This is a genomic window from Geomonas oryzisoli (assembly GCF_018986915.1).
Taxonomy (GTDB): Bacteria; Desulfobacterota; Desulfuromonadia; order Geobacterales; family Geobacteraceae; genus Geomonas; species Geomonas oryzisoli.
This window is the reverse complement of record NZ_CP076723.1, coordinates 2,263,318-2,276,501: the sequence shown is the minus strand read 5'-3', so window position 1 is coordinate 2,276,501 and position 13,184 is coordinate 2,263,318. Positions and strand designations below refer to the sequence as shown.

The window sequence follows — 13,184 nt, the reverse complement described above, 5'->3', positions numbered from 1 at the left end:
ATGGCAGAACCGATTGTCGAACTTAACGGGGTCGGCAAGAGCTTCAGCGAGGGGGACCGGGAGCGGGTCGTGTTCCGCAACGCCTCCCTCGCCATAGACCCCGGCTCCTGGGTCTTCCTGCTCGGGCGCAGCGGTTCCGGAAAGTCCACCCTGCTGAACCTGATCAGCGGCATCGACCTTCCCGACCGGGGGGAGGTGCGGGTGGACGGCGCCGCCCTGAACCGCCTGTCCGAGCGTGAACGCACCCTGTTCCGCCGCAACCACATCGGTTTCGTTTTCCAGTTTTACAACCTTATCCCCACCCTCACCGTCGAGGAGAATGTCCTGCTTCCCCTGGAACTGGCCGGGCTCCTCACCCCCGCACAGCGCCGCCGCGCCGGCGAGCTGCTCGATGCCGTCGGCCTTGCCGACCGGGCCCGCGCCTTTCCCGACCGGCTCTCCGGCGGCGAGCAGCAGCGGGTCGCCGTGGCCCGCGCCCTGGTGCACGCCCCCAAGCTGGTCCTTGCCGACGAGCCGACCGGGAACCTGGATGCGGATACCGGCCGCCAGGTGCTTGATCTGTTCCAGCGCCTGCTTCGCCCGGCCGGCACCACCCTGGTCCTGGTGACCCACAGCGGCGAGGTCGCCACCCTCGCCGACCGGGTGTTGACCATCAGGGACGGCGTCCTCGTGGACAGCGCCGTCCCTGTTGGGGGGAAACCGTGATCCTGTGGCGCGCCGGGATGCGCAACGTGCTGCGTCATCCCTGGCTCACCGTGCTCGCCGTACTCGGCGTCGCCCTCGGCGTGGCCGTGGTTACCGCGGTGGACCACGCCAACGAGGCCGCGCAGCGCGCCTTCCGGCTCGCCGCCGAGACCGTGGCGGGGCGGGCCACGCACCAGGTGGTCGGCGGCCCCACCGGCCTTCCCGACGGCCTCTACCGCACGATCCGCGTCGGGCTTCGCTTCCGCGGCTGCGCCCCGGTGGTGACCGGGCACCTGCAGCTCTCCGGGCGCACCTTCCAGTTGATCGGCATCGATCCCTTTTCCGAGCCCCCCATCAGGACCTTCTCCTCGCACTTTGCCGACCGCGGCATGCTCACCGATCTCATGACGCGTCCGGGCTCCGTGCTGATGCTCGCGGAGAGCGCGGCCGAGCGCGGCCTGAAACGCGGCGCCGCCTTCCCGGCGGACGGTGCCGGTGTCAGGCGACAGCTGACGCTGGCCGGGTTCCTGGAGCCACCCGACGAGGTGAGCCGGGCGGCGCTCGCCTCGGTGCTGGTGTGCGACATCTCGACCGCGCAGGAACTCCTGGGCATGGTCGGGCGCCTGTCGCGCATCGACCTGGTGCTGCCGGAAGGGGAAGAGGGGGCGCGGGTGCTCAAGGAGCTTCGCCCGGTTCTTCCTCCCGGTGCCGACATCGTCCCTGCCGGGGCCAGGGCCGGCGCCCTCGACAAGATGACCCGCGCCTTCCGGCTGAACCTGAAGGCACTGAGCCTCCTCGCCCTCGTGGTCGGCATGTTCCTCATCTACAACACGATGACCTTTTCGGTGGTGCGCAGAAGACGGTTGATCGGGATGCTGCGGGCGCTCGGGGTGAGCCGGCGCGAGGTCTTCACCATGATCTGCGGCGAGGCCCTCGTCATCGGCATCGCCGGCACCGTGGCCGGGCTCGCGGCGGGTGCCCTGCTCGGCGCCGAGCTGACCCGGCTGGTGACGAGGACCATCAACGACCTCTACTTCGTGATGGAGGTGCGCCGGGTGCCGCTGCTTCCGGGCGCACTCTGGAAGGGGGCGCTGCTCGGCGTCGCCGCCACCCTGGCCGCCACTGTGCCGGCCGCCCTCGAGTCAACCGGTGCGCCGCCGCGTGCCGTCCTGTCGCGTTCGCAGGTGGAGACGCGCCGCAGGCGGCTGGTGCCGCTCGCCGCCGCCGGCGGACTCCTCCTGATGCTGGTCGGTTGCGGCTTTTTCTTCACCGAGCGGGGCGGCATCGTGGGGGGCTTCGTCGGGCTCTTCGCCGTCATCGTCGGCTACACCCTCATGGTTCCCGCAGCGGTGCTGCTCCTCTCCGCGCTGCTGCGTTTTCCGCTCGAGCTCATACTCGGCTCCCTGGGGAGGATGGCGGCGCGCGGCGTGGTGGTGTCGCTTTCGCGCACAGGGGTGGCCACGGCGGCGCTGGTGGTCGCCGTCTCCGCCGGGATCGGCGTCGGCATCATGGTGGGGGGCTTCCGGCTCACCGTGCAGAACTGGCTCGGGAACTGGCTGCAGGCGGACGTCTACCTGACCTCGGCCGACCGCGGCGGCGGCCGCTACCGTCCTCCGCTCGACCCGGCCTTGGTGCGGCGCCTGTCGGCCCTGCAGGGGGAGGCCCAGGTGACCCTGTCCCGCCGCGTCCGCATCGAGGGGGCGGCGGGGGGGACCGAGGTGTTCTCGGTGCAGGTCCCCGAGCGGACCTTCCTGCGCTACCCGTTCAAGGAGGGGGATCCAGCCCTCGCCTGGAGGCGCTTCAATAGCGGCGAGGCGGTGCTCGTTTCCGAGCCGTACAGCTACCGGCACCACCTGCGCCCGGGCGACAGCGTCACCCTGCGCACCAGCCGCGGCGACCGGCGCTTTCCCGTTGCAGGCATCATCTACGACTACGGTTCCGACACCGGCATCGTCATCATGAGCCGCGCCGGCTACGTCGGGAACTTCGGCGACGAAAGCGTGGACGGGATGTCATTTACGGCGCGGTCGGGGCTCAGCGTGGCGCGGCTTCTTGAACTGGTGCGTGCCACGGCAGGGGGAGAGCAGGTGATGGTGGTTTCCAACGCGCAGTTACGCCGGGCCACCGTCGAGGTCTTCGACCGCACCTTCGCCATCACCGGGGTGCTGCGCATGCTGACCATGCTGGTCGCCTTCGTGGGGATACTCTCCGCTCTGATGGCCATGCAGGTGGAGCGTGCCCGCGAGCTTGCCGTGCTTCGCGCGGTAGGCCTCACGCCGGGGCAGGTGTGGGGGGTGGTCTGCGGGGAGACCGTGCTCATCGGCCTGATAGCCGGGGTGCTGTCGCTCCCCCTCGGGATCGTCGAGGCCCTGGTGCTGATCTACGTGGTGAACCTCCGCTCCTTCGGCTGGACCATGCAGCTGGCGATCCCGCCGGCCCAGCTCGTCCAGGCGGTGGTGCTCTCCGTCACCGCAGCCCTCCTGGCGGGGATCTACCCCTCGCTCAGGATCGCCCGCACCTCGCCGGCCCTGGCGCTCAAGGAGGAGGAGTAGCATGCGCCGCTTTCTTCCCGCCGCCGCGGGCGCGGTCCTTGTTTCGCTGCTGCTCTGGTACCTGTGGTCCGCCGCGCGACCTCCCGGGACCGCGCCGCGCGAAACCTTGAGCGTCAACCAGACCCTGGGCGGCTCCGCCGCGCCGGGGTATCTCCGTGCCGACAAGCCGCGCCGCTTTTCCTTTCCTGCGGATCACGGTCCCCACCCCGGCTTTCGCAACGAGTGGTGGTATTTCACCGGCAATCTGCAGGCGGCGGACGGCCGCCGCTTCGGCTACCAGCTCACCTTCTTCAAGACTGCACTCACCCCGGCAGCCGTAGCCCGGGCCTCGGCCTGGGGAACCAATGAGGTCTACATGGCGCATTTCGCCATCACCGACGTGGCGGGGAAGCGGTTTCGCTTTGCCGAGCGTTTCAGCCGCGCGGCGCTCGGTCTCGCCGGTGCCGGGGGGGACCCGCTCGCCGTGCGCCTGGAGGACTGGACCATGCTGCAGAATTCGGCTCGGCCCTGGGGCGTCACGTTGAGTGCAGCCGAGCCCGACGCGGCCCTCCATCTCAACCTGGTGAGCCTGAAGCCGGAGGTCCTGAACGGGGCAGGGGGGCTGAGCCGCAAGAGCGCCGCCGCCGGGAACGCCTCGTACTACTACTCGATCCCCCGCATGGCGACCTCGGGGACCGTGCGTGTCGGGAAGGAGCGGTTTGCGGTGAGCGGGCTCTCCTGGCTCGACCGGGAATGGAGCACCAGCGCCCTGGAACGGGACCAGGTCGGCTGGGACTGGTTTGCCCTGCAGCTGGACGACGGCCGTGACTTGATGTTTTACCGGTTGCGCAGGGGCGATGGCAGCAGCGATCCCTTTTCCGGCGGGACGCTGGTCACCGCCGACGGGCGCAGCAGGGCGCTCAAGCGTGAGGACGTGCAGTTGGAGGTGGTGGAGTGGTGGGAGAGCCCGGCCGACGGGGCGCGCTACCCCTCGCTCTGGCGGTTGCGGGTCCCGTCGGAGAGGATCGCCCTGGAGATCGTGCCGAGGCTGGCCGGCCAGGAGCTGTTGACCGGTTTCCGCTATTGGGAGGGTGCGGTTGCGGCGCGTGGCCTTGAGGGGAGCCCGGGCGGTTCCGGCTACCTGGAGATGACGGGATATGCAGGCGCCCCGGCAGACAAAACCGGCACGGTTGCCAGATAGCCAAAAAAAAGCACCCGGCCGTAACCGGGTGCTTTTTTTCTGGAAACTAAAAAAGGACTTGGGAAGTTCCCAAGTCCTTTATAAGTGATGGTGGAGCTGAACAGGATCGAACTGTCGACCTCTTGAATGCCATTCAAGCGCTCTCCCAACTGAGCTACAGCCCCATCGAAGGAGCCCTGTTTATAGCAAACGGTGCTTTGACTGTCAATACATAATTCTTGCAAGGATGCAAAAAACTTTTTCACCTACACCCGCACCAGCTGCGGATCTATGCACCTGCGGCCGCCGATATATCTTCTTTTTATGCGGCTGATCCAGACTATGTGCTTTTCATAGATGAGCCGGCTGTGCTCTTGTCTTGGTCCGGTGGGGAACGCTTCGAATGAAAAAATTCGTTTGCCCCTATAAAGCCACGGTGGCTTTCGACCGATATAACAGGCAAGACCTCAACCAGGCTGCGGTCATTAGTGACCCTGTTCCCCGACCCATACGCTGTTTCTTGGATCATGTTCCGCAGGAACGCTGACCACTTTCAAGCAAGCGGCTGGCATCAGAACGCCCAGGAGAATGTCTTCAGGTGAAATCCGGTCAACAAAACTCCTCTCCGCACAGCGGACCTGTCAAAACAATCATATCTAGAGCTATATTCGCCGCATTGGTTTGGACCCTGCTCATCGCCCTCGCCGTGTGGTGGAACGTCCGCGTCGCCTACCAGCAGGCGTTGGATCTCGCAGAGACCCAGGCCGAGATAGCGCTCGGCAAGGACCTCGCTTTCAGGAAATGGGCCTCCAAGCGAGGCGGTATCTACATGGAACTGGGGCCCTTGGTTTCACCAAGCCCGTTTCTGAACCACGTGCCTGACCGGGACCTGGAGACCACCCGGGGCGTGCACTTGACCCTGAAAAACCCGGCCATGATCATGAATGAGATCACCCGGGAAGCGCCCAGATTCTACGGAGTCAATACCAGGATCACCTCCCGGTTGTACATCAACCCGGTTGATGCTCCGGATGAGTGGGAGCGGACTGCACTGTTCATAGTGGAGGGAACGCGCGAGGATTATCACGCGGCTACCATCATAAATGGGAAGCCTTACCTGCGCATGATGCAGCCCATGGTCATGGAGCAGTCCTGCCTCAAATGCCATGCCTGGACTGGGATCAAGGTGGGGGAACTGCGCGGCGGGACCGACGTCTCGATACCGCTGGCGCCGTTTTACGCATCTGCCGGGAAACAGGCGCGCGGTGTCGCGGCGAGCCACGGGGCGATCTGGCTTTTGGGGCTCGTCTCGATCGTTTTCATCACACGCCGCACCTTGATCGTCGAGGTGGAGCGCTCCCAGCAAGAGGCCCAGTTGAAGGAGAAGAACCTCGAACTGCAGGACTCCAAGCAGTACCTGTTGACCATCATCGAGTTCCTGCCCGATGCGACGCTGATCATCGACAATAACGGGGAGGTGGTCGGCTGGAATCGGGAGCTCACCAGGCTGACCGGCGTAGCACCCGAGGCGATGATCGGTCGTGGCGGCTTCGAATACGCCCTTCCTTTTTACGGTCACCGGCGTCCTCTCTTGATCGATCTCGCCCTCAACCCGACCCTCGCCAGTCAGGGGCGCTACGAAGGGTTCACGCGCAACGGCGACATCGTTCAAGGGGAATGCTACGCCCTAGGCCTCGGCGAAACGCCGACCCACCTCACCTCATCTGCCTCGGTTTTGCGCAACTCCAAAGGTGAGGTCATAGGCGCCATCGAGTGCATCAGGGACACTACAGAGCAGATGAAGGCGCAGCAGCGGATCAAGCTGCTGGCGAAGATCTTCAACGACAGCGGCGAAGCCATTGTCATCACCGACAGCGACAACCGGATCATCGAGACCAACAAAGCCTTCTCCCTGTTCACCGGATATACCCGCGAGGAGGCCCTCGGCAACAACCCGAAGGTCTTGAAATCGGGGATCGAGGATAAGAAGTTTTACGAGAACATGTGGCGCTCCATCCTGCAGACCAACTACTGGCAAGGTGAAATCTGGGACAAGCGCAAGGACGGCACCCTCTATCCGAAGTGGCTCACCATCACCGCGATTCGCGATGCCGACAATATAATCACCAACTATTTCGCGACCTTTTCCGACATCACCCTGCGCAAGGAGGCGGAGAAGCGGATCGAGCAGCTGGCGCACACTGACACGCTCACCTCGCTCCCCAACCGCCACACCCTGGTGGAGCGGCTGACCCAGGCCCTGGAGCAGGCCAAGCGGGGCGAGCACATGCTTGCCGTCCTCTTCGTGGACCTCGACCGGTTCAAGATGATCAACGACACCCTGGGGCACCACGTCGGGGACCTGCTGCTCACCGAGGTGGCTGCGCGGCTCAGGGGGGCGTTGCGCGCGGAAGACGTGGTGGCGCGCTTCGGCGGCGACGAGTTCGTGGTGGTTCAGCCCAGGATACGTTCTCAGATCGAGCCGGCACATCTGGCGGAAAAGATCCTGCAGACCGTCGCCGCGCCGTATTTCCTGGATAACAACACGGTCTACACCAGCCCGAGTATCGGCATCGGTGTCTTTCCCAGCGACGGGATGACCGTGGCCGAACTGTTCAAGAACGCAGACGCCGCCATGTACCACGCCAAGGCCGCCGGCCGTAACACCTACCAGATGTTCACCAGCGAGATGCACACCGCGGCCCGGCAGCGGCTGGCCATCGAGAACAGCCTGCGCAGCGCGGTCGCCAACGACGAGTTCGTGCTCCATTACCAGCCCCAGGTCGAACCCGGCAGCGGCAACATGGTAGGGATGGAGGCGTTGGTCCGCTGGCAGCACCCGGAAAACGGCCTCGTGTATCCGGACCGGTTCATCCCGGTGGCCGAAGAGACCGGGCTTATCCTGGAGATAGGGCGGCATGTCTTTGAGAAGGCGTGCCGGCAGGCCGCGCGGTGGCGGGACGAGGGGCTTTGCTTCGGAAAGATCGCCGTGAACCTTTCGGCCCGGCAGTTGCGGCAGCCTGACTTCCCGGAAATGCTCTCCGCCATCATGAAGGAGTGCGGCGTCGAACCCGGCATGATGGAGCTGGAGGTGACCGAAAGCATGACCATGGAGCGCCCCGTCGAAAGCACAAGGATTCTGGGCGCCTTGAAGGCCATGGGGATAGGTCTCGCCATCGACGATTTCGGGACGGGGTACTCATCGCTCAGTTACTTGAAGCTTTTCCCCGTGGACAAGCTGAAGATCGATCGGTCTTTCGTTAAGGATATCGAAGTCGATCCAGACGATGCCGCCATCGCCTCGGCGACCATCGCCATGGCGCACACCCTGGAGAAGAAGGTCTGTGCCGAGGGCGTGGAGACCCGGGCCCAGCTCGATTTTCTGGTGCAGCACGGCTGTGACATCATCCAGGGATACATTTTCAGCAAGCCCCTCGCGCCGGACGAAGCCGGGCGTTATCTGGCACAGCAGAGGGGAAGGGGGGCGTCTGAAGCGTGAAAGGGGAGGGGGGCTGACAAGAAGGCGACATGTTTGGGGAAAGTTCGCTTGACCCGCGCCCGATTTGTTGGTATAAGAGGGATCTCTTTGAGGCGTTACTATTAAAAACCGCTGCAAATGCCGGAGTGGTGAAATTGGTAGACGCACTGGACTCAAAATCCAGCGGGGGTGACCCCGTGTCGGTTCGACCCCGACCTCCGGCACCATATAAAACTTAAAAGGCTTAGCTCTCACGGGCTAAGCCTTTTGTTTTTTCTGTCCTCTGCAGCTTCGTCGCTATGTGCTCACAAGAGCAGTCACCAGACTGTCGCTTGATAGCGATAATGCAAAATTCCTACAGTACAAGAAATATAATTGATCCATATTAACCTGCATGTTAATCTCCGAATTCTTGCCTCCGTGCCCGGGGGATGCTTTGTCGGGCGGGGCTTTTTTGCCGGTGAGCCTGTTACTGTGGCTTTGCTCGGAGAACGTTTGTGAAGCAGCTGGCCGTTACCGTGACTGAGCAGGTATGCCGGGACCTGTAGGACTTACAAACTGAGGAGGGGACGTTGCATAGGATCTGGTTAAGCTTTCTGTTTTTTTCAGTGTGTGCGCTGTCATTTGTCATTCCGCCGTCTGCGCGAGGCAGCGAAACTATCGACGTCAGGGTGAATAACTTCCCGCGCACCCAGACGGTAAATGGCTCGGTTTCGCTAGAGGGGACAACGAAGGCCGCCAAGGTGGAAACTATCCTGCTGCCCCCTTCTCGCCGCGGCGACCCGAGTGAAATGGTGTATGCCGGTCGGCTCGATACCGAAACCTACACGTCCGTGTCGCTCATGCTGCAGGGAGAGATAAAAAGCACCAGTGTCCCGTTGGGAACCGTTGGGGTAGTCCTGGTTCCTGATGAGGAACCCATACAGAGGGTACTCAAGGATGCTAAACTGATCCAGTTTCCTCTTGAGACATCCTGCAACATAAAAAGTGGGGATTCCGAGTACTTCAGTTGCGATAACAACCATGTCATCACTTTTCCGCGCTACAGGATTTACCTCTACAACACCTTGAACAAATCCGCCGAGGTAAACGTTTACCTTTATCTTCGCAAGTAGAGAGGGCGTGGGGGATGGAGCTAAAACAGCCACTGGAGGTTTGCCCTAAGTGTTCAGCACCTCGTCCACCGAACTGTGACACTTGTCCTCAGTGCGGGGTCATCTTCGCCAAGGTGCGGCAGCGTCCTGACCAAACGCCAGCGGAGCAGGTACTCGGCATCTCTTCGTCTGCGCATGTTGCTGGCAAGCCGGGTGCCTGGGGCATTGTCGCGGCCCGTTTGGTATTCCTCGCACTCCTCGCATTCTATAGTTTTCGTATCCTGACCCATTCCATTGCCTCCAATTACGTCGGGGAAACGTTTCTGCACCTGGTCAATCTCCCCTTTCACGAGGCAGGACACATCCTGTTTTCCCCTTTGGGCCGATTCCTCCAGGTCGCCGGGGGGACCATCATGCAACTGCTCGTCCCGGCGGTGGTGGCAATATCCTTCTACTTGCGCCGGGACCGTTACGCTGCGGCGGTCGGTATCTGGTGGGTAGGGGAGAGCATGGCGGACGTGGCGCCCTACGCGGATGACGCCCGCGCAGGAGAGCTACCGCTCCTGGGCGGGGTGACGGGAAGCGAGGTGGAGGATTACCACGACTGGGAGGTGATGCTCGGGAAGCTTGGACTGCTTTCCTGGGATCATTCCATCGGCAGCTTCTTCTTTGTAACCGGCGGCGTCATCATGACAGCAGCCATCATCTGGGGGGTCTTGATATCCTTCCGCCACACAGAAGCTGTCGCCGAGTAAGTTTGCCGGTACTCTCACAGGGCCTTGAAGTGCACCGGTAGAGGGTGCTCGAAGAAATTGAAATGCCTTGCCACAGGTCTTCCTTAAACGAACACAGGAGCCACATTGCCATCTGAAATCGGAACTCGCAGAGTAGTCATCGCCGCTGCCTGCACGCTTCTCATGCTGAACCTGGGGACTGTGTACGCGTGGAGCTTCTTCCAGAAACCGCTGTGCGAAACCTATGGCTGGTCCAATAGCCAAGTCGTCTGGACGTTCAGCCTCGCCATCTGCTTTCTCGGTCTTTCCGCCGCTGCCGGCGGTCTCATTCTCCCCAAAAGCGGGCCGCGTCCGCTTGCTCTTGCCGGCGCTGTCTTCTTTGGTTCGGGTTACCTCCTTGCGGCGCTCGCACTCCGGATGCACTCGCTGCCGCTTCTTTATCTCGGGTACGGTGTCGTCGGCGGCATCGGACTCGGCCTCGGCTACGTAACTCCCGTCGCCACCGTGTCACGCTGGTTCCCCGACCGGAAGGGGCTGGCGACCGGGACGGTGGTGATGGGGTTCGGTTTCGGCGCGCTGCTCATGTCGAAGGTGATCGCCCCTTTTTTGCTGCGTAGCGTCGGCGGAGACATGGTGCTCGCCTTCACGGTGATGGGCGTAATCTTCCTCGCTCTGTCGCTTCTTTCCGCGGTCTTTATCTGCAACCCTCCCGCTTCGTCGCTTGCCAGTGCTACAGCCGGTACCGTCTCGGATGGTGACGCGGTGACTGCCGGAAGTTGCATCGCGTCGAGGCCGTTCGTCCTGATGTGGCTGATCTTCTTCTGCAACATAACGGCCGGGATCGCACTCATCGGTTTCCAATCCCCATTGTTCCAGGATGTCTGCGCAAAGCATGACCCGGCACTCGGGGTGGAAGCACTCGCGGGCTACGGCGGGACCCTCATCGCCGCAAGTTCGGTGTTCAATGGTATCGGGCGTTTCTTGTGGGGAGCTCTATCCGACCGTCTCGGGCGACTACTGGCTTTCAGGCTGATCCTCGCTTCGCAGATCGCGGCCTTCGCCGTCTTGATGCAGACCTCACACCCTTGGCTGTTCGCGGCTCTGGTCTGTTACATCCTTCTCTGTTACGGCGGTGGTTTCGGGACCATGCCTTCGTTCGTCCTGGACATGTTCGGGGCGCGGCTCATGCCGGCGGTCTACGGTGCCATCCTCACTGCCTGGTCGGCTGCCGGGATCGCCGGGCCGCAGCTTGTGGCGGCGATGAAAGACCGCTTTCCCGGTAACCCCGGACTTGCCTCTTTCTACAGTTTTGCCGCCGCCATCTGTTTCCTCGCCACCGGCATGGTGCTTTCGTTCTTCGTTAAGGAGAATAGGAAGGTCTAAGCGGTTTCGGTTCCTTGCCTCAGTTACGGGACTCCCCCCGGGGGAGGGGACGCTTTGGCAACTGATTCCAAAAAACTGAGTCGGATAGTTACGCATGTAAAAGGAGAGCACACGATGTTCGAGACGCAGTACAACGAAGAGATGGAGGCGGAGGTGAGGAGGCTTGAGGCGAAGAAGAGGGCGATGGACGCGGGGCACCCGGAATGGGACAATGCCTGCGCTTCCTGCGGTTGCCGGCTTGCAAGCACGGATGTCAGCTTCTGCGAAACCTGCCAGCGTGCCGCTTGACCTTAGCAGATATGCCGTTTGGGCCTGACGGCATGCCACTCAACCATGATCGGTATGCCCTCAAGGTCTAATGGTCAACCACTTAATTCTAGGTGGTTCACAATTCTGGCCAAACGGTATACCACTTACTCCCAACTGGTTTACCATTCAAGCCAAATGGACAACCATTTACTCCTAACTGGTTTACCATTCAAGCCAAATGGACAACCACTTACTCCTAACTGGTTTACCATTCAAGCCAAATGGACAACCACTTACTCCCAACTGGTTTACCATTCAAGCCAAATGGACAACCATTTACTCCTAATTGGTTTACCATTCAAGCCAAATGGACAACCACTTACTCCTAACTGGTTTACCATTCAAGCCAAATGGACAACCACTTACTCCCAACTGGTTTACCATTCAAGCCAAATGGACAACCATTTACTCCTAATTGGTTTACCATTCAAGCCAAATGGACAACCACTTACTCCTAACTGGTTTACCATTCAAGCCAAATGGACAACCACTTACTCCCAACTGGTTTACCATTCAAGCCAAATGGACAACCACTTACTCCCAACTGGTTTACCATTCAAGCCAAATGAACAACCACTTACTCCCAACTGGTTTACCATTCAAGCCAAATGGTAAACCACTTACTCCTAACTGGTTTACCATTCAAGCCAAATGGACAACCACTTACTCCCAACTGGTTTACCATTCAAGCCAAATGGTCTACCACTTACTCCCAACTGGTTTACCACTCAAACAAACCGGTATACCACTTCACTTGAACCGGTACGCCGATCAAGCGAAATGGCATACTACCTCACAGCGCTCTGTTGTGATCGTTTCACAAGGCAAGGGTGTCGCGTAATTGACAGCATCAGCACTTATTTGAAAAACAAAAAGGGCCCCCTCCCGGAGGGGGGCCCTTTTCCTTCAAACCTTCTGTCGCAGGCGCTACTACATCTGCATCCTTTCTTCGGCCTTGATCCACTCGATGTTTTGGAAGAAGGAGTTGATGTAGTCGGCGCGCTTGAGGCCATAGTCGGTCATGAAGGCGTGCTCGAACACGTCCATTACCAGGATCGGGACGCAGCAGGCGGGATGACCGACGTCGTGCTCGTTGATCCAGCAGTTCATCAGCTTGCCGCTGTGCGCATCCTGGTACAGAATGGCCCAGCCGATCCCGCGCATGGCCCCCACGGACTTGAAGTCCTGAACCCACTCATCATAACTCCCGAAGTCCTGGTGCAGCCGGGCCGCCAGCCTGCCGTCCTGGTTGATCGGCTGGTTGCCGCCGAGGTTTTCGAAGTAGAGTTCGTGCAGCCTCATGCCGTTGAATTCCCACCCGAAACGCCTCTTCAGCTCGGCAAAGATGGGATCGGACCCCTTGCCGTCCTTGCGCAGCTGCATGAGCTGCTCGTCCAGGGTGTTGCTGTTCTTCACGTACCCCTGGTACAGGGTGAAATGGTTGTTGAGAAGCGCCTCGCTGAACCCGGGCATCCCGATCAGTTGGGAGTAGTCTTTTGCCGTGAACGCCGTCATATCTCTCTCCTTTGGTTGAATTTGACATTTGCAGCGGTTCCGCAAAAACACTGCCCAATTGTAGCGGGGTGATTAACAGTGTCAAATGTCGGTTGCCCGTCCAAGGCATAAAATATTTTCATTGACCCCATGTTCGTCCATGATTAAAGTGACGGCTTGACTGCGGATTGCAGAAATTCTTCCCGTTTCATCTTTCTTGCACATTTGGCACTTACCCTGTCGCAGGACTGGTGCTGCCACGGGCATGCAACGGCAGTCTCAAGAATGATTTACGAG

Annotated in this window: 11 protein-coding genes and 2 tRNA genes; 10 read left to right on the top strand and 3 right to left on the bottom strand. The window is 61.0% G+C overall.

All coding sequences use genetic code 11. From position 1 onward, the window contains the following. From KP004_RS09985 to KP004_RS09975, 3 genes are read left to right on the top strand one after another with little or no spacing between them, the layout of a single operon-like run. Nucleotides 1-705, top strand: coding sequence for an ABC transporter ATP-binding protein (locus KP004_RS09985; RefSeq protein ID WP_216802162.1), 705 nt, complete (start codon nucleotides 1-3; stop codon nucleotides 703-705). Further along, complete coding sequence (locus KP004_RS09980; RefSeq protein ID WP_216802161.1) at nucleotides 702-3,236, top strand: ABC transporter permease; 2,535 nt, start codon at nucleotides 702-704, stop codon at nucleotides 3,234-3,236. Before KP004_RS09985 ends, KP004_RS09980 begins: the two co-directional genes overlap by 4 nt. 1 nt (nucleotide 3,237) lies before the next feature. Beyond that, nucleotides 3,238-4,416, top strand: a complete 1,179-nt coding sequence (locus tag KP004_RS09975) for a lipocalin-like domain-containing protein (protein ID WP_216802160.1) — start codon at nucleotides 3,238-3,240, stop codon at nucleotides 4,414-4,416. Between the two features lie 88 nt (nucleotides 4,417-4,504). Here KP004_RS09975 and KP004_RS09970 read toward each other — a convergent pair. After that, nucleotides 4,505-4,580 (bottom strand) — tRNA-Ala (locus KP004_RS09970). Between the two features lie 491 nt (nucleotides 4,581-5,071). Between KP004_RS09970 and KP004_RS09965 the strand changes: the two genes are divergently transcribed. The 7 genes from KP004_RS09965 to KP004_RS09935 all read left to right on the top strand — a co-directional run bounded on the left by KP004_RS09965 (nucleotide 5,072) and on the right by KP004_RS09935 (nucleotide 12,008). After that, nucleotides 5,072-7,894: an EAL domain-containing protein gene (locus tag KP004_RS09965; protein ID WP_216802159.1), complete on the top strand. Its 2,823-nt coding sequence runs from the start codon at nucleotides 5,072-5,074 to the stop codon at nucleotides 7,892-7,894. Nucleotides 7,895-8,013: 119 nt separating this feature from the next. Next, nucleotides 8,014-8,100, top strand: a tRNA-Leu gene (locus tag KP004_RS09960). 345 nt (nucleotides 8,101-8,445) lie between these two features. Next, nucleotides 8,446-8,988 carry a hypothetical protein gene (locus KP004_RS09955; protein WP_216802158.1) on the top strand — a complete coding sequence of 181 codons (543 nt, stop codon included), beginning with the start codon at nucleotides 8,446-8,448 and terminating at the stop codon, nucleotides 8,986-8,988. A 392-nt stretch (nucleotides 8,989-9,380) separates the two neighbouring features. Further along, nucleotides 9,381-9,722: a hypothetical protein gene (locus KP004_RS09950; protein ID WP_216802157.1), complete on the top strand. Its 342-nt coding sequence runs from the start codon at nucleotides 9,381-9,383 to the stop codon at nucleotides 9,720-9,722. 105 nt (nucleotides 9,723-9,827) lie between these two features. After that, nucleotides 9,828-11,084 carry an OFA family MFS transporter gene (locus KP004_RS09945; protein WP_239027020.1) on the top strand — a complete coding sequence of 419 codons (1,257 nt, stop codon included), beginning with the start codon at nucleotides 9,828-9,830 and terminating at the stop codon, nucleotides 11,082-11,084. Nucleotides 11,085-11,198: 114 nt separating this feature from the next. Continuing rightward, nucleotides 11,199-11,372 carry a hypothetical protein gene (locus KP004_RS09940; RefSeq protein ID WP_216802156.1) on the top strand — a complete coding sequence of 58 codons (174 nt, stop codon included), beginning with the start codon at nucleotides 11,199-11,201 and terminating at the stop codon, nucleotides 11,370-11,372. Between the two features lie 156 nt (nucleotides 11,373-11,528). Beyond that, a complete protein-coding gene (locus KP004_RS09935; protein WP_216802155.1) occupies nucleotides 11,529-12,008 on the top strand; it encodes a hypothetical protein in 480 nt (159 codons plus the stop codon). A 315-nt stretch (nucleotides 12,009-12,323) separates the two neighbouring features. On the opposite strand, the gene KP004_RS09930 is transcribed toward KP004_RS09935, so the two are convergent. Together KP004_RS09930 and KP004_RS21305 are read right to left on the bottom strand one after the other, a co-directional pair. After that, nucleotides 12,324-12,908, bottom strand: coding sequence for a superoxide dismutase (locus KP004_RS09930; RefSeq protein ID WP_216802154.1), 585 nt, complete (start codon nucleotides 12,906-12,908; stop codon nucleotides 12,324-12,326). A gap of 81 nt (nucleotides 12,909-12,989) precedes the next feature. Then, nucleotides 12,990-13,112: a hypothetical protein gene (locus KP004_RS21305; protein ID WP_275423158.1), complete on the bottom strand. Its 123-nt coding sequence runs from the start codon at nucleotides 13,110-13,112 to the stop codon at nucleotides 12,990-12,992. Between the last annotated feature and the right edge of the window lie 72 nt (nucleotides 13,113-13,184).